Raw genomic sequence first — 21,773 nt, 5'->3', positions numbered from 1 at the left:
CGAGATCGCCCCGATGCGTTAAGGCAATCCGGGCCGCGCGTTTCGCGCCGGCCGGGGCCGCCGTCATTGAGGGGAAATCAAGTTGATGTCATCCGATTATCTAAGAGCGCTTGCCGTCAGCACCGCGATGTCCACTCTCTTGTGTACCGGCGCGCTGGCGCAGTCGGATCCCACCCGGGAAGCGGAAGCCGCGACGACTTCCGCTGAAGACACTCAAGCTCCCGATGGAGTAACGCAACTCGAGACCATCATCATCGTGGACGTGGGTGCGGGCGCTGACGCTACGGCCGGCGCCGATGTGATCATCATCGACCAGCAGGAGATCGACCGCAAGAAACCGCGGGACTTGAGGGAAGTCTTTTCCGGCGAACCACAGATCGCCGTCGGCGGGGCGATCCCAAGCACGCAGAAGATCTACGTAAACGGTATCGACGAGAACAATCTGGCGGTGACCGTCGACGGGTCGCGACAGAACAACAAGGTGTTCCACCACAACGGCACCTACCTGCTCGACCCGGCGCTCCTGAAAGCCGCGTCCGTGCAGGCGGGCGTCGCGCCGGCCGACGCCGGTCCAGGCGCGCTGGCCGGCTCGCTCGGCTTCGAGACGAAGGACGCTGCCGACCTGCTCGAACCAGGCCGCAACTTCGGCGGTTTCGTCACCGGTATCTGGGACACCAACAGCGAAACCTACACGACCGGCGTCAGCGCCTTCGGCCAGCAGGGCGGCTTCGAATATCTCGGTTACATCAATTACAGCAACGGCGGCAACTTCACCGCTGGCGACGGCGATGAGATGCCGGGGACGGGCACGAACCTGATCAGCGGGCTCGCCAAGATCGCTTACGAAAGCGTCGAGGGGCATCGCTTCGAACTCAGCCACGAGCAGGTGCGCGACGACGACCTCCGTCCCTATCGCGCCAATGTCTATATCAATCGGCCGGGACGGGAACCCGAACTGCGGAATTACGATCTGCACCGCCAGAACACGGTCTTTACCTATACCGATACGTCGCCGGAAGGTTGGTGGGATCCCAAGATCGTGCTCGCCTATAGCAGAACGCAGATCGCGACACCTGAGTATTTCTTCGACGTTGTTTCGCCCACGGAAGGCGCGACCAGCAGCTTCAACGGCAAGGTGGAGAACAGGTTTGCGCTCGACATCGGCAGCGTCACTGCCGGCTTTGATTTCTACAACGACAAGGCCGATTTGGAGTATCGCAACCCGACGGAGCCGTTCTTTACGGACGAGCGCGCCACAAACATCGGCGCCTATGCGCAAGCAAGGCTGGAGCCTTTCGACCGCACCCGGATTTCGTTTGGCGGCCGCGCCGATCATCAGTGGTTCACCGGCGTCGACGATTCGGATTGGAAGAATGCTGGCGTGAGCGGCAACATCTCCGGCGAATATGACCTTGTGCCGGAATTCCTGACCGTCAAGGCCGGCACCTCGCATGTCTGGGGCGGCGTTCCGCTGGCGGAGAACTTCATCCAGAATCCACTCTGGACCTATGCCGATGGCCCGGAACCGGTCACCTCCAACAACTACACGGCCGGTCTTGTGGCCCTTTACAATGGCTTCACCTTCGAAGCGAATGTCTTTCGCACCGACATAAGCGATGCACGCTTGCCGGTGTTCGGACGCGGCGCGCCGGTCCCGGAAGTGACGTCGATCCGCACGCTCGATCTCGTCTCCAACGGCTGGGAAATCGGAGGCCGATATGATTGGGACGCCGGCTTTGTCAGCGTGAAATACGCCGACATCAATGCCGATGTCGACGATATCCCTGCCGATTCCGAGATCGGCCGGTACCTGACGACGCCGCTCGGGCAGATCATCATGATCGGCGCCGGATACACATTCGACGATTGGGGCATTGAAGTCGGTGGCGACATCGAAATCGCCTTGAAGACCGACAGGACCCTGGTGAGGCATCCGACCGACCCGGAGAGCGCAAAGAAAGAACTTCCCGGCTATGAGGTGGTGAATGCTTATCTCGAGTGGACACCGCCTTCGAAGCCGAACTTCACGCTGCGCGCCGACGCACTCAACATATTCGACGAGAACTATACGGATCGCGCGGCCTACGGACAGGACTTCGACGGCGTGGATCCGCACTATGATCCCGGCCGCTCGTTCAGGCTGAGCGCCACGGCACGGTTCTGACCCCGAGCGCCACCGCGCGGTTCTGACATCGAAAAGGCCGGCGCGGGAGTGACCTGCGCCGGCCTTGCAATTCGTATCGAAACGCGATGGCTTACGCTACGCCGGCGCGGATAGGCGCATCTCGATCAGCTTCGAGGAGACGTATGTTACGAGCGTCGTTGGCGAGTATGTTGAAGCAGTCGCCGCCGAACCATTCGAGCGAGGCGTCGACATCGTCACGCTCGAACAGTTCGTCAAGGAACTCCAGATAGTCCACGACACCGTCGAAAAGCGCCGTCATTCCCGTCCGTTTCCCGGCTGCCGCATAGACGTTCGCCGGTTCGAAGACGCCCAGGTCGGCGCGCGAGCGCACGTTCTTCAGATGGTAGTGCCGGATATGCGGCAGGAGGGCGCGGTGCGCGGCGATCGGATCGTCGCCGCCTTCCCAGACGTGCAATGTGTCGAAGTTGATCCCGAGCGCCGGATGATCGATCTCCTCGATCAGGCGCTGCGTCGACGACAATGTATCGGCAAGCGTTCCTGGATGCGTCTCGACGAGTATCTGGCAGCCCTGGTCCTGTGCAATCATGCAGGCATCCTTGAGACGGGCGGATAGTCGCCAGCGGCCTTCGGGCGAGATGTCCCGGCTTGCCGATTTGCCGGCGAACGTGCGCACCTTGCGAGCGCCCCAGCGGCCGGCCAGACGGCAGAGATTCGATGTGGCATGACGCAGCGACGCCAGGTCCTCGTCGAGAGGCAGGTAGTCGCTGAGCATCGGCACGGAAAGGCCGAACGCCGCCATCCACTCGGCGTTGCGGTCGGTCATGTGCTGCATATTGCGCGCGTGCGCCGCCCAGAGCTCGATGCCCTGGAAATCGTTCGCCGCCGCCCATCGCGCAATGTCCTCCAGCGACAGCAGGTGATGGCGGAACGTGATCGTGCAGAGCGACAGCCTCATGCGACGGCCTCCTCCAGATCGTGGCGCGGAGCGTGCAGGAGGCCGCGCGTGTCGCACCACATCCGATAGGTTTGAGCGAGGCGGCGCTTGAGGTCGCGTTCCATCGCGTCCAGTTCGCCGAGCTTTTCGAACACCCGTGCCGCGAAGGCGTCGTTGCCTGTCTGGCTGAGCTTCATGATGGCGTAGTGAAGCGTCTTGAATTCCTGGATCAGCGCCTCGATGTCGTCGCAGATTATGTCGAACTCGGTGTTCGAAAGCTGCAGCGATCGCCAGAAGAAGGCAAAGCCATGCTCCAGCCCGTATTTGCGGATTGAGATGACTGGCAGCTCGCGCAGGGCGCTCGACAGTTCGCCCAACTTCACGCCGTCGCGGCCCTCGACATGCGCACGGACGATCTCGCGCGTGGCGCGCGTCAAAAGGTTGTCGTCCTCGTGAAAACAGGCAAGGAAATAGTCGCGCAGATCGACCGCAGACGGCGTTCTGATATCGGCGGCGTCGAAAATGAAGCCGCCCGCGACGGTCGGCTGCATGATCGCGTTGATGACTTTCTGCTTCTCGATCTTGCCTTCCCAGCGGAAATCCGGGTCCAGAATCATCCACACCGCAGGGTCGTCGGTGTTCTCCAGCATCAGGTAGTGCGGGAACGGGTTCTGGTTGAACTTGTTCTCGCGCTCGGGCAGATGGAAGAGGTCGAGCATGACCATCAGGTACTCGCTCTCCTTTTTGCGCTCCAGAAGCTCCAGCATCGTCGCCAGATTCTCTTCTTTCGTGGCCTCCGGCCGATACCATTGGCGGACCTTGGGGCCGTACAGGCGCTCGAACCAATCGCGGAAGAAGTCGTGGTTGATTTCAGCCGCGTGATACGCCAGCCGCCAGCGTCGATCGACGGCGAAGCCCGCATCCCAGACGCCGAAGAAGAACGGCCGATGATCGAGCTGCTTTTGCTTCACCGCATGACAGACACTGCTGACAAAGCAGTGAACCTTGATATCGACGTAGTCCTCCCCATGCACGCCGACCCGCTCGGCTGCCTCCTTTTCGGCGCGGGTGAAGACCAGTTCCTTGGCAGGCCTCGCCAGTTCCCGAGCGGAGTCGGATGCCTCGACGAACAGCCGCGCCAGATCGTCGACAGTGTCGAGGTCCTGGCGGCTGATGACCTCCTCCGGCAATTCGACGCCATAGTCGAGTTCGAGAGCCAGCATGATTTCGAGGATAAGCACGGAATCGAGATAAAGGTCCTCGTTCAGCCTCGCCTGCGGCGCGAACGCATCCATATGTTGATGATTGAGCTTCTCGCGCAGGATCTTCTCGATCGCGCCCAGTACTTGATTGTAGGTCACTACGCCGCCTCCGTCCGCACAGCTCCGAATTCGCCGGCGTCGTAGCGGGCGGCCACGTCGCGCCTGCTTATCTTGCCGTTTGCTTGACGCGGAATCCGCTCCACCTGAAGGATTTCAGTTGGAATCTGGTGTGCCGCCAGCCGCTCGGCGCACCATTGCCGAAGCTGCGCCCGGTCGATCGCATGTTCGGCGCTGAAGAGAAGCGCGACACGCTCGCCCGCGAATGCATCCTGCTTGCGGAATACGACAACGTCGCCGATGCCGGCGAACGTCATGACGACGTCCTCGATTTCCTTGGGATAGACGTTGAGGCCGGAGACATTGATGAGGTCGTCGAGGCGCGACAGGAAGACCAGCATGCCGTCGTCGCGGCGATAGCCGAGGTCCCGGGTTTCCACCACTATGCCTCCGCGCTCGACAGCGATCTCATTCGGATCGCCGTCAGTGCCGGCGTCGCGCAACGAAAACCGCGGCAGTACGTAGCCGACTTCATTTGCGGCCTGCACGTCCGGGTTGATCGCGATGCAGCCCGCTTCCGAGCAGCCATATTGCTGGAACATATATCTGGACTTGTTCCGGATCTGCCTGAACCAGGATTCGGGCAGGAGGGTCCCGGATGTCATCGTTGCGTGGATCTGTTCGCCGGCCGGCAAAAGCCTGGCAAGCGTATGCAGGATGGCCGGCGACGAAATCAGATAGGGCCGTTCTGTCTCCCTCAGCTTGCGCAACAGGAATTTGGGGTTCCCGGTGTCCAGTATGGCGGGCATCTGGCCGCGCTTCAGCGCCACCAGTATACCGCAGATCAAGCCATAGGAATGAGTGGTCGGGCAGGCTATCAGCGGTGTCATGTCCCGCGGCTCGACGAACGAAGACACGTAGCTCTCGATCTCGTCGTCTATGTCGCCCCACGAACGGGCGATGCATTTCGGCTCACCGGTCGTGCCGGAACTCATCTGCAACAACTGCCCGGGCTCAGCCGCTCGCTCCTCGGTGATCGGTTCGCCTTCCAGCCGGTTGTAGAAGAGCCAGTTGCATTTCGCCGTCTCGGCCTGCCGGCGCGCCGCGGCGTAAGGTGTCGAGGGATGCAGCGGCAGGACGCTGACTCCGGCCGCCCGCGCAGCAAAGAAGAACGCCAGCCAATCCTGGGCATCGGAGAAGCAGACCGCAAAGCGGTCGCCCGCGCGCCTGTCGAACTGCGCGTCAGCGGCAATACGGTCCGCCGCGTCGCGGAAATAGGCCTGATCAAAGACCGTGTCGTTGATTCTTATCATCTTTATGCCTCCTTACTCGCCGGCAAGACTGTTCGGGATTTCGTGGGCGCATTCGGCGCCCGGCGGCGAAAGCTTCCGCCGGAGCAGCGATTCCGTGCGGATGCGGGGTTGGAAAAGTCCAAGCGCGGCTTGCCGATCCGTCAGTCCGAACTGCCGGGCATGGTCCTGCAATCGCCTGCCGACATCCGACCAGAAGCCGGCTTCGTCGAGGCCGTAACTGTGGCTGAGGAGGTGCGATATCTCGGCTAAGTTGTAGACGAACAGTGCGTCGAGGAAGAGTTCGCCGAGCAGCTCGGCGCTCTCCATCCAGTAGTATTGGTTGGGCGCGGCATCGCGGTAGGCGGGGTTCATGGCAAGGAAGTCGGGAACCCTGTCTGGATCGCGAAGGAAGCCAGGTACGAATTCGACGCTGTCGTGAAAGTCGCGCATCGCCAGCCGGACCGGCCAGCCGTCGCGGTGGATGAGGATCAGGTTCTGGCCGTGCGATTCCGTCGCGATGCCATGGCCGGCGAGCAGGTGGCACACTGGCATCACCACCGTGTCCACAAGCTTGTCGAGCCAGGCTTCCAGCCCGTACCGTTCGATCCAGTTCGCAACGAACGGCTGGCCGTCGCTCTCCATGGTCATGAGCGCGTTGAGAGGCGCCGCAGCTTCGCCGGGCTTCAGGCAGGCCGTCACGTCTTCGCGCCAGATCGCGCCGATCTGTCCGGCAAGCGGACCGTCCCGATCCGCGATCGTGCCGGCATATTCGCCGAGGATTGTGAGCGGGTAACGTTCCTCAAACAGCGGATCGCCGGCGACGATGTCCTTCAGCCACTGGCTGATCGTCGGCGCGCTGCACACCGAATGCGGTTCGATGATGCGCTTGGCCGATGAGTTGACGAGATTCATCGGCAGTTTGAGATTGGCGCGTTCCGGGTGATCGCGATTGAAAAGCGTCCGCACGGATTGGCTGGCGGTGTAGCGATCTCCGGCCTGGCCGACGAGCACGGCTGAGCCTTCCGCAAACCAGCGCGACAATTCCGAATCCTGCAGCGCTCGCAATTGCCAGGGGTGTAGAGGTATCAGGCCGAACCGCCTTGCATTGTCGCCGAACCGGGCGCGGCGCTCATCCAGGTCCGAATAGGTTTCGGCGCCGAGTTCGTTCGTCCAGAAGATTTGCTCGTCCGTGGGAAACGCCGAGTGCAGGCGTTCGGGTGCGACTGCCAACCAGGCCAGCTGAAACGCATTGCCCGCTTCCGGGCCGTACGCCGCATGGTCGTCGTAATCGAAGCCGGTGCGCGCCTTGAAACACGGATGATACGGATGGCCCTCGTCCATCGCGCCATCCAATTGTGCAAACGGCAAATCGCGGCGTGGCCGGAGCGGGAGGTTCGTAGCGTTCCAGGCGCTGAAGCCAAGCGTCCGCTCCAACTCGAATGCAAGCTGCGCCCGGCGTTCGGGACAGGCGTTTGTGCTCGCCAGAAGATCGTCGAGGGTCGCCGGCCGCCAACGATCGCCGTAACCCTGCTCAAGCGTTTCGGGGGCGATCCTGACCCGGCCGAAGGCGCCGATCGAGCCCTCGCAACGTATCCTGGCGCCGCCTTGGGGCCATTCGAAGCGGCATTTCCCGCCGAGTCGCGTCACCTCGCAATCAACCAGGCCTTCATAGACCAGAGCTTCCGCGAGCTGGCGCATCACACGCAGCTCGGGAATGCCATGGAGATCAAGAGGCAATGGCATGCGCCTGCTCCGCGGCGATGAACAGCCCTGCGCGGCTCAGCGGATTGGGAAAATGCGTGTAGATCGTGCTGCCACCGTCGGCCAGCTCATCGACATCCTGCAGCCGGATTGCGAGATTGGCCTTTGCGGTAATGTTCGGCTTGTCTAGCAGGCCGGTCACGAATTCCCCGCCCGCGCCAGTGAGCTCTCCCGCAAGCCTCTTGAGCCGCGCGCGCAGGATGCCGAGCAGCTCGGCCTCGTTTGCCAGGCCGTCATGTCCGGCACGCGCGATGACCGAGAATATCTGGTTGACGATGAGGTAATAGGAGAACCGCTCGCGAATTTCACGGTCGTCGAAGAAGAGGCTGCGGATCTGGACGATTTCGGGCACAAGGCCATACCATCGTTCCTTGAAGCTGCTCGAGAGGTAGAACCCCTGGCTGTCGCGATAGAGATATCGGCTCGGGAGCCCCTCCCGTGAAAGATCGAGCAGGCTGTTTTGCTGATGCGCCTCCAGCGCGACCCCAAACCTGTCGTAGAGCCGGACCAGCGGGTCGAGCGCGCAGTCCAGATAGCATACGAACCAGCGGCGGCACGCTTCCCCGACGGAAATGTCTTTATCGCGCGCGACACGTCGAACGATGCTGTCGAGCAAAGATACCCGTCCGGGACGCGGCTCGGCCGTCAGGGCCGAAACGGTTATCACCGGATCGCCGGCGCGATGCCGGAACGGATTTTCGCGGAAGATGACTTCAAATCCGCTCTCGGCCTGTCCCGGAATATCAAGCGTCAAATATGCGCCGTCGTGGAGAAAGCCGAGGCGCGGATCGAAAGTGTTGATCCCGGCGCGCTCGAACAGGCGCGCCAGCGCCACACCGGCCTCCAGCTCATGCCGCCTGTTCACGCGCTTTGAGTTGGTGATGCGGACAGGCAGCGAGAATTTAGGCATCCACGCTGCGTCCTCGCAATAGACGGTGCGTACAGAAGAGGTCGCCGTGAACAGGGGCCCCGCCGGTCCAAGATGGCGGATCTGTCCCGAGGCAATGAGTGACCGCACTTTCGGGTCGAGCATCAATGCCTCCGCCTGCAGCGGATGCATTGGCATGAGTACTTCGCCATCGCCGGCGTTCACTTTGCCGGCGTCATTCCCCAGCAGCGATTCGACGATCGGCGCCACGGCCATGCCGGCGGAATCCTCGCGGACAAGATGGGCGGCGGCGGCGAAATAGGTCAGATGGAAACCGCCGCGCAATTCGGGGGCATAGGCGGTCTGCTGCCAATTCGTCATGCCTTGCAGGCTTTTGGGCGTCGGATGCAGCGGATGCCCGAAATACAAGGATTGTTCCGCAGCTATAAAGCCGACCGGCGGCGGCGCCAGATCGGCGGCGTCGAGATAACGCTTCGTCGCCTGGCAGCTCTGAAGAATCCGTTCGAGAAGCTCTACATCGACCTGTCGGTGCGTGGCCGATCCAGCTTCTCGGGCTCCCAGCACAAGCAGATGCATGGCCAGGATCGGCTCTATCTCGTACCAGTTTGCGCCGGCGTCCTGGCGCATCCAGATTCGTCCGAAGAGGTGCATTCCGCAAAGCGATCGGGATTTGATTTCGATACGCAGGACGGCTCGCCGCGACAGGAGCGAAATCTCCACGCAATCGAAATTCCGTTCTCCAACGCGATGAAATACCGGGATCCCGGAATTCAGCTCACGCATATAGCTGTTGGCGAAAGCTCTAAACGTCCCCTGTTCTGCTGCAATCTGATTCTTGTCGAGCATTCCTGCGGACGCCATTTTATGCAGAGGCCGGGGGCAGGCGCTCGGTTCGAATTCTTCAAGGTTTCGAGGACGCCGCGCGTAAAAGGACCAGCCTTGCTGCGGCCGCGGCTAAACTTAACTACGATTGTCAGGTTATCCTAGTCAGGTGTGCGGATCAACCCTCCGTTCACGCCAGAAAGATGAGATTCTGAAAACATCCAACGCGTGTCGGCGCCATATTTTGTCTTCCACCCGGCGCTGACCGCCGAAAGATACTCGCGAGGCAAAAGCATCGGCGATCCGACGGGCGGGAACACGGAGCGCAAATAGAAGTCATATGATGACTGAAGAGAATTTCAGTCCTATGTAGTATGATGTCCTCGCTTTTGTCCTGCGCTGGGAGTATGAAGCGTCATGACCCGTTAGTTTGGAGGACCCATGCAGCAGGCCGAACACCGAACGTCCCGCAGGTCGTTCGTCTCGCAGGTTGCAGATGCGCTGCGCGGACAGATCGAAGCCGGCTTCTATGCGCCCGGCGATAAATTGCCCACAGAGCCCGCGCTCATCGACCGGTTCGGGTTCAGCCGCACGGTGGTCCGGGAGGCGATTGCCGCCCTTCGCGCCGACGGGCTGGTGGAATCGCGGCAAGGCGCCGGCGTCTTCGTTCTCGGCCCGAAGCCCGTCGACGAGGGCTTGAAGCTCTTCACCGACGAAACGGACAAGATCTCCGACATTATCGAGGAGCTCGAGCTGCGCATAGGCATCGAAGTCGAGGCGGCCGGCCTTGCCGCGGCCCGCAGTTCGCCGGCGCAGGAGGCCGAAATCGAGGCCCAGGTCGAAAGGTTCGCCGATCTCATGGCGCAAGGGCAACCCACCGACGAGGCGGACTTCGAGTTCCACATGGCGATTGCAACCGCGACGAACAACGCCAGGTTCAAGGCCTTCCTCGAACATGTGGGCCGCCGGATGATCCCGCGGGTGAAGTTCAAGACCATGATGGGCGGCGTCGATCCCTTGCCCAATCGCGACCATCCGATTCTGGAGGAGCACAGGGAAATCGCGGATGCGATTCTCGCCCGCGACCCGGAAAAGGCCCGCGAGGCGATGCGCCGCCACCTGGTCACGGGGATCAAGCGCTATCGCGCGCTGACCGTCCGGCGCCCGGCGAGGGAAGACAAGAACGGCGGTTGACTCGTCATAAAACTCATCATATGACTCCGGGCGACATCATATTAATTGCGGGATGAGTTTCTTTGTCGCCAGATGAAATAAAGTTGCGGGTCGCTTCTGGGCTGCTCTCGTTTCCGGTCACGCATTTCAACGAGGATTTCAGCCTCAATCTCGAAAGCTACCGCGCTCATGTGGCATGGCTCTCCGGCTTCGGCGCCGCTGCCCTGTTCGCGGCAGGCGGCACGGGTGAATTCTTCTCCCTCTCGCCGGAAGAGGTCGCCGAGGTCACCCGTGCGGCCAAGGATGCGTCGGGAAATGTGCCGATCATCGCCGGCTGCGGCTACGGCATGTCGCTCGCCAGGGAAACCGCTCGCCGCGCCGAAGATGCGGGAGCCGACGGGCTCTTGCTGCTGCCCCATTATCTGATGGAGGCGCCCCAGGAGGGCATATTCCGGCATGTGAAGGCCGTATGCGAATCCACGGGGCTCGGCGTCATCATCTACAACCGCGCGAACTCTGTCGCCAATGCCGACACGGTTGCCCGCCTTGCTGACGCCTGTCCCAACCTCATCGGCTTCAAGGACGGTACCGGCAAGGTCGATCTCGTCCGCCATGTCACCGCGAAGCTTGGCGACCGGCTCTGCTACATCGGCGGCATGCCGACGCACGAGCTCTTTGCCGAAGGCTTCAACGGCGTTGGCGTGACGACCTATTCCTCCGCCGTTTTCAACTTCGTGCCGGAACTGGCGCAGCGCTTCTACAAGGCCATGCGGGCAAGCGATCGCGCTGCAATGGAAGAAATCCTGCACGGCTTCTTTTTCCCCTTCGCAGCCTTGCGCGATCGGGAACAGGGCTATCCGGTGTCGATCATCAAGGCAGGCGTCGAGATCATCGGGCGCACGCCCGGCCCGCTCCGTCCGCCGCTGACGGACTTGAAGCCACAGGAAAAAGACATGTTGCGCGGCCTGATCGAGAGGGTCGCCGCCTAGAACGATCGGCGAATTGGCGGACGAGCGGGAAGAGGACGTTCGTCAGCCTGGCGCGACAGCCAAAACGGAAGATCAAAGGGAGGTAAGACATGAACAGGACGAGCATTCATACGATTGCGGCCGCCATATTGATGACGGCCGCCGCGCCATCGGCCCTGGCGCAAGCTGCGCAGGAGATCCGTGTCGTCCTGCCGGAACAGCCGGCGAATCTGGAGCCCTGCGGCACCATCATCACGAATGTCGGACAGATTCTCAGCCAGAACGTCGTGGAGCCGCTGACGGTCATCGATCCGGTGACCGGACAGCCTCAGCCGAAGCTGGCGACCGAATGGACCAGCGTGGACCCGACGACCTGGCGGATCAAGCTGCGCGAAGGCGTGAAGTTCCAGGACGGAACGGAACTCAACGCCGAGGCGGTCGCATTCTCCATAAACAGGATGATCGGCGGCAAGATCACCTGTAGCAACATAGCGAAATTCGGCGATGCCAAACTGACGGTGACGCCGGTCGACAACCTGACCGTCGAGATCAAGTCGGACCGGCCTGAGCCCATCATGCCGACATTGTTGAGCGTGGTCATGGTCGTCTCGCCGAAGACGCCTGCCGATCAGGCCGTGAACGACCCGGTCGGGACCGGCCCCTTCAAGCTGTCGACCTTCTCCCCGCAGACCGTCGTTTTGGACGCGTTCGACGGCTATTGGGGCAAAAAGCCGGAGATCACCAAGGCAACCTATGTCTGGCGGCCGGAATCCTCGATTCGAGCGGCCATGGTGGAAACCGGAGAGGCCGACCTGACGCCGTCGATCGCCATCCAGGACGCCAGCAATCCGGAGACGGATTTCGCCTACCTGAACTCCGAAACCACCGCGATCCGCATCGACACTGCCCAGCCGCCGCTCGATGACTTGCGCATCCGCCAGGCGCTCAACCTTGCGATCGACTGGGAAGGCCTTGCCCAATTGTTTGGCGACGACGTCAAGCGAGCCTCGCAGATGGTCGTCGCCGGCATCAACGGCCACGACGATGCGCTCGAGCCGTGGCCCTATGATCCGGAAGAGGCGAAGAAGCTCATCGAAGAGGCGCGCGCAGCGGGCGTTCCGGTCGACACCGAAATCAAGCTCATCGGGCGCAACGGCATCTATCCGAACGGCGCGGAAGCCATGGAGGCCATGATGATGATGTGGCAGGACGCCGGCCTCAACGTGAAGCTCACCATGCTCGATGTCGCCGACTGGCTGCGCTACCTGCAGAAGCCTTTCCCCGCGGAACGCGGCCCCAATCTCCTGCAGATGATGCACGACAACAACAAGGGCGACGCGGCCTTCACCATTCCGATCTTCTACCGCTCGAGCGGCAGCTACTCGACCTTGGCCGATCCCGCATTCGACAAGGAGATAGACGAGGCTCTCGCCGCCACCGGCGAAACCCGCACGAACGGCTTCAAGGCGATCTTCGCCAGGGCCCGCAAGGAAGTGGTGGGGGACATACCGATGTTCCACATGATCGGCTATACCCGCGTTGGCGCCAGGCTGGAGTGGAAGCCCGATATCACCACCAACAGCGAAATACCGCTGGCCAACATCGCCATCAAAGACTGAGCGATGCATGGACGCAGGGTCCGATGATGATCCTGCGTCCCCGGCCTGCTACTTCTGTCGATATCGCCGAAGGGCATCCGAATGATTGCCTATCTTGGACGCCGCGCGTCCCACAGCATCCTGTCGGTCATAGGTCTGCTGACGCTGGTCTTCTTCCTGACGCGGCTCACCGGCGATCCTTCGGCCCTCTACCTGCCTCTGGACTCGACCGCGGAAGCGCGGGCCGATTTCGCGCGGCTGAACGGCCTCGATCAGCCGATCTATTGGCAGTTCCTGGAATATCTGCGCGATCTGCTGCAACTGGATTTCGGCCAGTCGCTGCGCCAGAACCGCTCCGCGATCGAGGTCGCGCTCGAGGCCTTTCCTGAGACACTAAAGCTTGCCGTCGTCGCGATCACGCTGTCGACCGCCTTGGCTATCCTTGTCGGCTCCCTTGCGGCCGCGCGTCCGGGCAGCCTGTTCGACCGCATCGCCAGCCTCGTCTCCCTGGCCGGCGCGAGCGCGCCGGATTTCTGGGTCGCCATCGTCGGCATTCTTGTCTTCGCCGTGGGGCTGGAGCTTCTGCCGACATCCGGCACCGGAAGCTGGACCCATTGGATCATGCCGATCTTCGTGCTGATGCTCCGCCCCTTCGGTCTCCTGGTGCAGGTCGTGCGCGGCGCCATGCTGTCGGCGCTGGCCTCCCCATACATCAAGACCGCGAGAGCCAAGGGCCTGAGCCGGCGGAAGATCATCTTCGGGCATGCGCTTCGCAACTCGCTTTTGCCCGTCGTCACGGTCGCCGGCGACCTCGCGACGAGCCTCATCAACGGCGCCGTCGTCGTGGAGTCGATATTCGGCTGGCCCGGCATCGGCAAGTTGATGATCGACTCGATCATTCAGCGCGATTTTGCCGTCGTCCAGTCGACGATCCTGGTGACGGCGACCGCCATCTTCATCCTGAACATCGCGATCGACCTGCTCTACGCCGTTCTCGATCCGCGGATCCGGTACTGAACCATGACGATCATCACCCCCGACACCAAGCCGGCGGCGGTTCCAGGCAGCGGCCGTGTGCTTCTCGCCTATTTGACGCGCGACAAGCTTGCGCTCGCCGCCGCTATTTTCCTGGCGATTGTCGTGCTCGCGGCGATCCTCGGCCCGTGGCTGGTGGGGGACGCCGCTTCGCGGCTGGGGCTGCGCCAGCGCAATCTCGCCCCCTTCTCGCTGGAGAGCGGCTGGATCTACGTCCTTGGCGCCGATACGCTCGGCCGGCCCATCCTGGCCAGGCTGATCGTCGGCGCGCAGAACACGCTGGGCATTGCCGCGGCGGCGGTATTCGCGTCCATGCTGGTCGGAGGCACGCTCGGCCTGGTGGCGGGCTATTCGGAGCGCTGGTACAGCCACCTAATCATGCGCCTGGCCGATATCGTCATGAGCTTTCCGTCGCTGCTCCTGGCGCTCATCGTGCTCTACACGCTGGGCCCGAGTATCACCAATCTCGTGATCGTCCTCGCCGTCACGCGCATGCCCATCTACCTCCGAACGGCGCGCGCCGAGGTGCTGGAGTTGCGCGAGCGCATGTTTGTCAGCGCGGCGATGGCCATGGGCGCAAAGCCGGCCCGGATCATCATCCGGCATATCGCACCCCTCGTCCTGCCGACACTGGTGACGATTTCGGCCATTGATTTCGCGACCGTCATCCTGTCGGAATCGGCGCTGAGTTTCCTTGGTCTCGGCATCCAGCCGCCGGACTTCACCTGGGGCGCAATGGTGGCGAACGGCCGCGGCTATCTCGCCACCGCCTGGTGGATCGCATTCTGGCCGGGCCTCGCGATCATGCTGACGACGCTGTCGCTCAATATCCTCTCGAACTGGGCGCGCACCGTCGCCGATCCGCAGCAACGCTGGCGCCTGCAAAAATTGCGGAAAGCCGCCCGATGAGCAACGCGAGCAATCCCATCCTCAAGGTCGCGGGCCTGACTGTCGATTTCCTGTCGGACGACGAGCCGGTACGCGCCGTCGACGACGTTTCTTTCCACGTCAGCCGTGGCGAGACCCTCGTCATCCTCGGCGAAAGCGGCTCGGGAAAGAGCGTCAGCACCAGCGCGGTGATGGATCTCATCGATTGTCCGCCGGGCGATATCGTGGCCGGTTCCTGCCTCTTCGACGGCGTCGAACTCTCCGGCCTCGACGCGGAGGCGCGCAGAAGCATCAACGGCCGCAGGATTGCGATGATCTTTCAGGATCCGCTTGCCTATCTGAACCCCGTCTACACGGTGGGCCGCCAGATCGCGGAGGTCTATGAGAGCCACGGCGCGGGAAGCGGCAAGGCCGCGCGCGCCAAGGCGATAGAACTGCTTCGGCGCGTCGGCATTCCGGAACCCGAAAGCCGCGTCGACTTCTATCCGCATCAATTCTCGGGCGGACAGCGCCAGCGCGTGATGATCGCCATGGCGATCGCGCTGAAGCCGGATATCCTGATCGCCGACGAGCCGACGACCGCCCTCGACGTCAGCGTCCAGGCGCAGATCCTCGATCTGCTGCGCGATCTCCAGCGCGAAACCGGCATGGCGCTGATCATGATCACCCATGACCTCGAAGTCGCCGCGTCCATGGCGGACCGGATCATCGTCATGAATGGCGGGAAGGTCGTCGAGACGGGCATCGCCGAGGAGGTCTTCAGCAATCCGCAGCATGCCTATACGCGCCGCCTCATCTCGGCGCTGCCGCACGGCGATGCAACGGAGGCGCCGAACAGGCGTTCGACGAAGATCGCCGGCGAAACCCTGCTCAAGGTGGAGAATCTCACCAAGGACTACGTTCTTGCGTCCGGGGCCTTTGCCGGCAAGCGCACGTTCAAGGCGGTGGACGACGTCAGCTTCGAGGTCAGGAGAGGCGAAACGCTCGGCATCGTCGGCGAGTCCGGCTCCGGCAAATCGAGCGTCGCACGCATGCTGCTAGGGCTGAACGAGCCAAGTTCGGGCAAAGCCGTCTTCGCCGGCGAGAATATCTTCGAGATGAACGGGAAGCGTCTCATGGCGTTTCGCCGCAAGGTGCAGATGGTGTTCCAGGATCCCTACGGGTCCATGAACCCGCGCATGCGCATTTACTCCATCATCTCCGAACCCTGGGTGATACACCGCGATATCCTGCCGAAGAGCAAGTGGAAGGGCCGCGTGGCGGAGCTCCTGGAGCTGGTAGGGCTGCTGCCGGAGCACGCCGACCGCTACCCGCACCAGTTTTCCGGCGGCCAACGGCAGCGCATCGCCATTGCGCGCGCGCTTGCGAGCGAGCCGGAGCTGATCGTCTGCGACGAGGCGGTTTCAGCGCTCGACGTCTCCATCCAGGCGCAGGTGATCGACCTTCTCGCCGACCTCAGGACCCGGCTCGGTCTCTCCTATGTCTTCATCACACATGATCTGCCGATCGTCCGCCATTTCGCGGACAGGATCATGGTCATGAAGAACGGAAGGATCGTTGAGGAAGGCCAAACCTCGACGCTGTTCGCAGCGCCTCGCCACGAATACACGCAAACCCTGCTGCAGGCCGTGCCGAAGCCCAAATGGCTTACGCAAGCCGGATAGCCGCTAGCTGGGCGGGCGGTGGCGATCTTCTGCTGAGCGATCGAGAAGCAAGAGTGAGCCACATGACTTTGGCCGCAACCGAGATTTTGCCATTTCAAACGAGACCTCGCTAGCTGCCCCCGACGAAAACGCGTTTACGAGCGCCTTCGATGTGGGCGCGCATGCGGGCGCGGGCGAGGTCGGGATCGGAGGCGCGGATGGCGTCCAGCACGCCGCGATGCTCGCCTATGGCTATGCCGAGACGCTGGGGCGGCGGGCGGTTCGAGAGCGTGGCCGCTATGGACATCCCGACACGGATGGCTTTGGTGACCGAGGCGATGGTGCGCTGGTAATAGTCGTTTTCGGTTGCGCGGGCGATCGCCAGGTGGAAGGCGATGTCCTCCTCCGCGCCCAGACGGTCCTCAGCAATGCAGCGCTCCATGGCGTCGAGCGTCGCCTCGATCTCGGCAATGCGTTCTGACGAAATCCGGGTGGCGGCGAGATAGGCCGCTTCCCCTTCAACGCCGACACGGAATTCGTAGCAGCGCTGCAGGTCCGCGACACTGCCCGGTTCGGCGAAGTCGATGACGCGCTGGCTCGGGGCGCCGATCACATGGGTGCCCGCTCCCTGCCGGGAAGCGATGAGCCCGTCTATGCGCAGCCGCAGCAGGGCTTCGCGGATCACGGTGCGCGAGACTCCGAACTGTTCCGCCAGCTCTATCTCGGTGAGCAGGCGAGTGCCCTTGGGCCATTCACCGTTGGATATCCGCTCGTAGATGCGCTGATAGACCGTGTCGCTGAGCGTCCGGCCGGCTGTCCCCTTAATGCCTGGGGCCACAAGGTCGAATTCGCTCATCGGGCAGGCTACCTCGTCCGGTTGGCGTTGGTACTAGTCTCGATTTCTGGCAGGTCCTTTCCAGCGCCACAAGCGCGTCGACCGCTTGCTGCACCCTTTCCCGCGCGTCGCCGGGGATATTGCCGGCCATGGGCAGGATCGGCCCCATGTCGGCTATGCCCGCCAGCGTCACCGCGTCGTGCATCACCGAGAAGCCGTTGATGGCGGCGCGCACCTTCTCGAAGGCCAGGAACGGAGCGGCGAGATGGCCGGCAGCTTCGTTATCCCCGCCGCGATGGGCGGCAAGCAGCTTCATGGCCGCGCGCGGCGCAATGCACACGCCGCCCGACGTGTAGGTCCGCAGCCGGTATTGCGGCAGATGGACATGGATCGGCGTCTCGCCCATGCCGCTTGCGACATTGCCGGAGCCGATCGCACTGCAGATGTCGGCGAGATAGGAGTCGCCGGCCGGCTCGCTGCGCTCGACCGCATATTTGACGAAGCTGACCACCCCGTCCCCCACCAGCGCTCCGATCCGCGCCGGCGCGAGATAGTGCTCGCGCTTGACATAGAGGATGAGCGGTGCGCCGAGCCGGTCCGCTGCGGCCCGGAGCGCCTTCTCGATGCCCTCGGGATGGGTGGGGAAGGTCATCGGCAAGGCCATCACGCCGGCGAACTTCCTGTCGCGCAGGATCGTCGCCTCATCCAGGAGCTTGCCGAAATCGGGACCGATGGACGGGATGACATCGGTCGCAGCACTTGGCGCCTCGGCCAACAGATCCATCAGCGCGGCGAAGCGCCCCAGATCGAAATGATAGAGATTGGCGTTGCCGCCATAAAGCAGCGCGCTCACGCCGCCTGCCTCTATGTGGCCGATCAGGCACCGGTTCTGGTTCTCGGCCAGGTCCAGCGACCGCGTCCACGCCACTGGCGGAACGGCGACGACGGTGCGGCCCAGTTTCTCGGCAATCTTGTCGGCCATGGAGAGCTCCTATGCTGCGGCTTTGCTCTGAATAAGATTGTATAACAAATTTGTAAATAGCAGGGATTGTATGATTTAAGCGGGAATGATAACACAATCGCCTCATGAGGGAGGAATGATGCCCAAAAGCCCGGAAAACCTGCGCAGCCATCGCTGGTTCGGCGTGAACGACCTGCGCTCGTTCGGCCACCGGTCGCGCCTGCTGCAGATGGGCTATGAGCGGGCCGACTTCATGGGAAAGCCGGTCATCGGCATCTTCAACACATGGTCGGACATCAATCCGTGCCATGCGCATTTCAAGGTGCGGGTCGAGGAGGTGAAGCGCGGCATCTGGCAGGCGGGCGGCTTCCCGCTCGAGCTGCCGGCCATGACCCTGTCCGAGCCCTTCCAGAAGCCCACCACGATGCTCTACCGCAATTTCCTCGCCATGGAGGTGGAGGAAGGCATGCGCTCCTATCCCATCGACGGTGCGGTGTTGATGGGCGGATGCGACAAGACCGGGCCGGCGCTGCTCATGGGCGCGCTTTCAGCCGACCTTCCGGCCATCTTCGTGCCGGCGGGGCCGATGCTGCGGGGAAACTGGCGCGGAAAGGTGCTGGGCTCGGGCTCAGACACCTGGAAATACTGGGACGAGAAGCGTGCCGGCAACATCACCGAGGCAGATTGGCGCGAGATGGAGCAGGGAATAGCCCGCTCGCACGGCACCTGCATGACCATGGGCACGGCCGCCACCATGATGTCGGTGATCGAGGCGATGGGCTTTTCGCTCCCCGGCTCGTCCTCGATCCCCGCGCCGGATTCCAACCATCCGCGCATGGCCTCCGAATCCGGCCGCCGCATCGTCGAAATGGTCTGGGAAGACCTGCTGCCGTCGAAGATCGTGACCCCTGCCGCCATCGACAACGCCATCTCGGTCCACCAGGCCATGGGCGGCTCGACAAACGGCATCATCCATATCCTGGCCATGGCGCACCGCGCCGGGCTCGACCTCACCCTTGAGCGCTTCGACAAGATATCGCAGCGCGTGCCCGTCATCGCCAATGTCCGGCCCTCGGGCACGATGCTGATGGAGGACTTCTACTATGCCGGCGGCCTGACGGCGCTGATGGCGGAACTTGGCGATCTCATCGACGGCTCCTGCCTGACCGCCAGCGGCCGGACGCTCGGGGAGGGGCTCGCGGGCGCTGCGGTCCACAATGCCGATGTCATCCGGCCACTCTCCAACCCGGTCTATCCGCGCGGCGGCACGGCCGTCCTCAAGGGCAATCTTGCGCCCGACGGCGCGGTTATGAAGCCCTCAGCCGCCGAGCCGCGTTTCCTGAAACATCGAGGCCCCGCCCTGGTGTTCGATAGCTATGCCGAGATGAAGGCGACGGTGGAAAGCGACGACCTCGATGTCACCGTCGACCACGTGCTCGTGCTGCGCAATGCCGGCCCACAGGGCGGTCCGGGCATGCCCGAATGGGGCATGCTTCCCATCCCGAAGAAGCTGGTCAGGCAGGGTGTGCGCGACATGCTGCGGCTCTCCGATGCGCGCATGAGCGGCACCTCCTACGGGGCATGCGTGCTCCACATCGCACCCGAGTCACATGTTGGCGGGCCGCTGGCGCTGGTGCGCAACGGCGACTTCATCGTCCTCGACGTGGAAGCGCGCAGGCTCGACCTCGATGTCGACGAGGCGACGCTCGCCCGCCGCCGCGCCGAATGGATCCCGCGCGAGCCGCGCCTGGCGCGCGGTTACGGCGCCATGTTCGCGCGCCATGTCAGCCAGGCCAATGAAGGCTGCGACTTCGACTTCCTGGCAGCCGGCCCGCCGCTGCCCGAGCCCGAAATCTATTGATGGAACAGGCTATGCTGCAGACCCAGATATCCGCAAAGGACTCGATCAGGATCACCGGTGTGACCCTTCACACGGTGCGCACGCGCCGTCGCACCGGGGCGATCAGCTCGCACATCGTGCTCGAGCTTGCGACCGATGCCGGCATCATCGGGCTTGGAGAGATTTCCGACCTCGACTGCTACCGCATGTATATGCCCGACCCGGAGGCCGTGCGCGTGGGGATCGAGAAGGTCGCGCTCGGCCAGAACGCGTTCGAGATCGCGGCGCTGCATGAGCGGCTGCTCGCCTACATGCCGGTCTATTTCCGCTACGCCAACAACTATCCCCCTTTCACCCCTGCCTCGCAGATCGCCGCGGGCGTCGAGATGGCCTTCTACGATATCGTCGGAAAGGCCTTCGGCACGCCGGTGTACAATCTGATCGGCGGCAAGGTGCGCGACAGTTTCGAGATCACCTATCCGGTGTTCCAGGCCAAGAAGGAAAGCGATACCGAACGCTATCTCGGCTACACCGCCGAACTCGTCGCCGAGGGCGTCAACCGCTTCCGCTACTATGTCGGCGTCGATTTCGACCAGGACGAGCGCTTCCTCCGAGCCTTTCGCGACCGTTTCGGCAATTCGGTGCAGTTGAAAGCGCTGGATTTCCAGGGGCATTTCCACTGGCGCGACACGCTGCGCATCTACGAGCGCTTCAAGGAATATGATTTCGAACTCATAGAGAGCCCCTGCTGGGCCGAAGACTATGAGGGAATGAGCGAACTGCGCCGGCGCATCGACGTCGACATCTCGGAGCATATATCGAGCCAGGCCCAGGCCATGCGTATGATCAAGGCGGGCGCGGTGGACGTGTTCAACATCACCATCCAGTCCGGCGGCATCTATCAGGCCAGGAAGCTTTTCGACCTCGCGGAGGCGGCCGGCCTCAAATGCCTGATCAGCACCACTCAGGAGATGAGCCTCGGCACCGCCGCCAACGCCCATCTCGCGGCGGTCATCCCGCAGCTCCACTACGCCGGCGATCCGGTCGGGCCGCTGCTCTACATCGAGGATGTGGTCACCGAAACGCTGCGCTACGAGGGCACTCGCCTGATCGTGCCGACCGACCCGGGCCTCGGCTTCGAGCTCGACCGCGACAAGCTGGAGGCGCTGCGCGGGCCGCTGCTCGAATGGGATCGGCCGGCCCATGGCGCGAACTACGTTTCGGATTAAGGAGGGCAGTTGATGACCGCCGAACCGCTGGGCGCCTTCAAGCTCTTCAACGTCATGAAGACCCTGGAAGGCCATCCGCCCCGAACCAATTTCAACGTCTTCCGGCTCGACGACAAGTACAATCTGCGCATCGCCGAGGTGACTGGCCGCTTTCCCTGGCATCGCCATACCAATGGCGACGAAGGCTGGCTGATTCTGAAGGGCGCGCTGCAGATCGATGTCGAGGGCCGCGAGCCCATCGCCATGCGGCAGTTCGAGGGCACGTTAATCCCCAAAGGACATCGTCATTCGCCGATAGCCCTCGAGGAGGGCACGGTTGTCGCCGTGTTCAACGTCAACGGGCTTGAGCACGAGTTCAAGGAGGACAAGCCCGATACCGGCGCGTTCTCGGAAGCCGACGTGGCCTGAGGCCCGTCAACGATCAACAGGGAGGAAGCCTA

18 protein-coding genes are annotated in these 21,773 nt (G+C 62.8%); 11 read left to right on the top strand and 7 right to left on the bottom strand.

The genetic code is table 11. The features are described 5' to 3' along the window. Positions 1–85 precede the first annotated feature (85 nt). A complete protein-coding gene (locus G6N73_RS22110; protein WP_165031553.1) occupies positions 86–2,164 on the top strand; it encodes a TonB-dependent receptor domain-containing protein in 2,079 nt (692 codons plus the stop codon). 91 nt (positions 2,165–2,255) lie between these two features. On the opposite strand, the gene G6N73_RS22105 is transcribed toward G6N73_RS22110, so the two are convergent. Genes G6N73_RS22105 through G6N73_RS22085 form a run of 5 tightly spaced genes read right to left on the bottom strand, consistent with a single transcriptional unit; the run spans position 2,256 to position 8,749 of the window. Continuing rightward, the gene (locus G6N73_RS22105) at positions 2,256–3,101 is read right to left on the bottom strand and encodes a sugar phosphate isomerase/epimerase family protein (RefSeq protein WP_165031551.1); all 846 of its coding nucleotides are present in this window, start codon (positions 3,099–3,101) and stop codon (positions 2,256–2,258) included. Further along, a complete protein-coding gene (locus G6N73_RS22100; protein ID WP_165031549.1) occupies positions 3,098–4,441 on the bottom strand; it encodes a DUF6005 family protein in 1,344 nt (447 codons plus the stop codon). The genes G6N73_RS22105 and G6N73_RS22100 overlap by 4 nt, the downstream gene beginning before the upstream one ends. Then, positions 4,441–5,712: an AMP-binding protein gene (locus tag G6N73_RS22095; protein WP_165031547.1), complete on the bottom strand. Its 1,272-nt coding sequence runs from the start codon at positions 5,710–5,712 to the stop codon at positions 4,441–4,443. Before G6N73_RS22095 ends, G6N73_RS22100 begins: the two co-directional genes overlap by 1 nt. Positions 5,713–5,724: 12 nt before the next feature. Then, positions 5,725–7,434, bottom strand: coding sequence for an IucA/IucC family protein (locus tag G6N73_RS22090; RefSeq protein ID WP_165031545.1), 1,710 nt, complete (start codon positions 7,432–7,434; stop codon positions 5,725–5,727). Then, entirely contained in the window at positions 7,418–8,749 is a 1,332-nt protein-coding gene (locus G6N73_RS22085) for an IucA/IucC family protein (protein WP_343044700.1), read from the bottom strand. The genes G6N73_RS22090 and G6N73_RS22085 overlap by 17 nt, the downstream gene beginning before the upstream one ends. Between G6N73_RS22085 and G6N73_RS38345 the strand changes: the two genes are divergently transcribed. The 7 genes from G6N73_RS38345 to G6N73_RS22055 all read left to right on the top strand — a co-directional run bounded on the left by G6N73_RS38345 (position 8,648) and on the right by G6N73_RS22055 (position 16,489). Then, entirely contained in the window at positions 8,648–9,328 is a 681-nt protein-coding gene (locus G6N73_RS38345; protein WP_343044701.1) for a hypothetical protein, read from the top strand. The genes G6N73_RS22085 and G6N73_RS38345 overlap by 102 nt on opposite strands. Before the next feature lie 276 nt (positions 9,329–9,604). After that, positions 9,605–10,357: a FadR/GntR family transcriptional regulator gene (locus G6N73_RS22080; protein WP_165031540.1), complete on the top strand. Its 753-nt coding sequence runs from the start codon at positions 9,605–9,607 to the stop codon at positions 10,355–10,357. A gap of 62 nt (positions 10,358–10,419) precedes the next feature. Beyond that, entirely contained in the window at positions 10,420–11,325 is a 906-nt protein-coding gene (kdgD, locus tag G6N73_RS22075; protein WP_165031538.1) for a 5-dehydro-4-deoxyglucarate dehydratase, read from the top strand. A gap of 89 nt (positions 11,326–11,414) precedes the next feature. Beyond that, a complete protein-coding gene (locus G6N73_RS22070) occupies positions 11,415–12,923 on the top strand; it encodes an ABC transporter substrate-binding protein (RefSeq protein WP_165031536.1) in 1,509 nt (502 codons plus the stop codon). A gap of 81 nt (positions 12,924–13,004) precedes the next feature. Then, positions 13,005–13,919 carry an ABC transporter permease gene (locus G6N73_RS22065; protein ID WP_165031533.1) on the top strand — a complete coding sequence of 305 codons (915 nt, stop codon included), beginning with the start codon at positions 13,005–13,007 and terminating at the stop codon, positions 13,917–13,919. Positions 13,920–13,922: 3 nt separating this feature from the next. Next, positions 13,923–14,846 (top strand): ABC transporter permease, encoded by a 924-nt coding sequence (locus G6N73_RS22060; RefSeq protein WP_165031531.1) that lies wholly within the window; start codon positions 13,923–13,925, stop codon positions 14,844–14,846. After that, positions 14,843–16,489 carry an ABC transporter ATP-binding protein gene (locus G6N73_RS22055; protein ID WP_165031529.1) on the top strand — a complete coding sequence of 549 codons (1,647 nt, stop codon included), beginning with the start codon at positions 14,843–14,845 and terminating at the stop codon, positions 16,487–16,489. The genes G6N73_RS22060 and G6N73_RS22055 overlap by 4 nt, the downstream gene beginning before the upstream one ends. Before the next feature lie 109 nt (positions 16,490–16,598). On the opposite strand, the gene G6N73_RS22050 is transcribed toward G6N73_RS22055, so the two are convergent. Together G6N73_RS22050 and G6N73_RS22045 are read right to left on the bottom strand one after the other, a co-directional pair. Beyond that, positions 16,599–17,324, bottom strand: a complete 726-nt coding sequence (locus G6N73_RS22050; protein ID WP_165031527.1) for a FadR/GntR family transcriptional regulator — start codon at positions 17,322–17,324, stop codon at positions 16,599–16,601. Then, complete coding sequence (locus G6N73_RS22045) at positions 17,290–18,285, bottom strand: beta/alpha barrel domain-containing protein (protein WP_165031525.1); 996 nt, start codon at positions 18,283–18,285, stop codon at positions 17,290–17,292. Before G6N73_RS22045 ends, G6N73_RS22050 begins: the two co-directional genes overlap by 35 nt. Positions 18,286–18,400: 115 nt before the next feature. Here G6N73_RS22045 and araD point away from each other — a divergent pair, with 115 nt between their 5' ends. The 3 genes from araD to G6N73_RS22030 are packed head-to-tail and all read left to right on the top strand — an operon-like array spanning position 18,401 to position 21,741. Beyond that, a complete protein-coding gene (araD, locus tag G6N73_RS22040) occupies positions 18,401–20,125 on the top strand; it encodes an L-arabinonate dehydratase (protein ID WP_165031523.1) in 1,725 nt (574 codons plus the stop codon). Positions 20,126–20,136: 11 nt separating this feature from the next. After that, the gene (locus G6N73_RS22035; protein WP_165031521.1) at positions 20,137–21,333 is read left to right on the top strand and encodes a mandelate racemase/muconate lactonizing enzyme family protein; all 1,197 of its coding nucleotides are present in this window, start codon (positions 20,137–20,139) and stop codon (positions 21,331–21,333) included. A 12-nt stretch (positions 21,334–21,345) separates the two neighbouring features. Continuing rightward, positions 21,346–21,741: a cupin domain-containing protein gene (locus tag G6N73_RS22030; RefSeq protein WP_165031519.1), complete on the top strand. Its 396-nt coding sequence runs from the start codon at positions 21,346–21,348 to the stop codon at positions 21,739–21,741. The last annotated feature ends 32 nt before the right edge of the window (positions 21,742–21,773 follow it).

The organism is Allomesorhizobium camelthorni, assembly GCF_011045125.1.
Taxonomy (GTDB): Bacteria; Pseudomonadota; Alphaproteobacteria; order Rhizobiales; family Rhizobiaceae; genus Allomesorhizobium; species Allomesorhizobium camelthorni.
The sequence above is the reverse complement of the archived record's forward strand: the minus strand, read 5'-3'. Positions and strand labels throughout refer to the sequence as shown.

What these genes read in the sequence shown, in the direction of transcription:
- G6N73_RS22070 (WP_165031536.1), top strand. Translation starts at nt 11,415, where the DNA reads ATGAACAGGACGAGCATTCATACGATTGCGGCCGCCATATTGATGACG.
- G6N73_RS22065 (WP_165031533.1), top strand. Translation starts at nt 13,005, where the DNA reads ATGATTGCCTATCTTGGACGCCGCGCGTCCCACAGCATCCTGTCGGTC.
- G6N73_RS22050 (WP_165031527.1), bottom strand. Translation starts at nt 17,324, where the DNA reads ATGAGCGAATTCGACCTTGTGGCCCCAGGCATTAAGGGGACAGCCGGC.
- G6N73_RS22105 (WP_165031551.1), bottom strand. Translation starts at nt 3,101, where the DNA reads ATGAGGCTGTCGCTCTGCACGATCACGTTCCGCCATCACCTGCTGTCG.
- araD (WP_165031523.1), top strand. Translation starts at nt 18,401, where the DNA reads ATGATGCCCAAAAGCCCGGAAAACCTGCGCAGCCATCGCTGGTTCGGC.
- G6N73_RS22110 (WP_165031553.1), top strand. Translation starts at nt 86, where the DNA reads ATGTCATCCGATTATCTAAGAGCGCTTGCCGTCAGCACCGCGATGTCC.
- G6N73_RS22060 (WP_165031531.1), top strand. Translation starts at nt 13,923, where the DNA reads ATGACGATCATCACCCCCGACACCAAGCCGGCGGCGGTTCCAGGCAGC.
- G6N73_RS22030 (WP_165031519.1), top strand. Translation starts at nt 21,346, where the DNA reads ATGACCGCCGAACCGCTGGGCGCCTTCAAGCTCTTCAACGTCATGAAG.
- G6N73_RS38345 (WP_343044701.1), top strand. Translation starts at nt 8,648, where the DNA reads ATGGAAACCGCCGCGCAATTCGGGGGCATAGGCGGTCTGCTGCCAATT.
- G6N73_RS22080 (WP_165031540.1), top strand. Translation starts at nt 9,605, where the DNA reads ATGCAGCAGGCCGAACACCGAACGTCCCGCAGGTCGTTCGTCTCGCAG.
- G6N73_RS22045 (WP_165031525.1), bottom strand. Translation starts at nt 18,285, where the DNA reads ATGGCCGACAAGATTGCCGAGAAACTGGGCCGCACCGTCGTCGCCGTT.
- G6N73_RS22095 (WP_165031547.1), bottom strand. Translation starts at nt 5,712, where the DNA reads ATGATAAGAATCAACGACACGGTCTTTGATCAGGCCTATTTCCGCGAC.
- G6N73_RS22055 (WP_165031529.1), top strand. Translation starts at nt 14,843, where the DNA reads ATGAGCAACGCGAGCAATCCCATCCTCAAGGTCGCGGGCCTGACTGTC.
- G6N73_RS22035 (WP_165031521.1), top strand. Translation starts at nt 20,137, where the DNA reads ATGCTGCAGACCCAGATATCCGCAAAGGACTCGATCAGGATCACCGGT.
- G6N73_RS22090 (WP_165031545.1), bottom strand. Translation starts at nt 7,434, where the DNA reads ATGCCATTGCCTCTTGATCTCCATGGCATTCCCGAGCTGCGTGTGATG.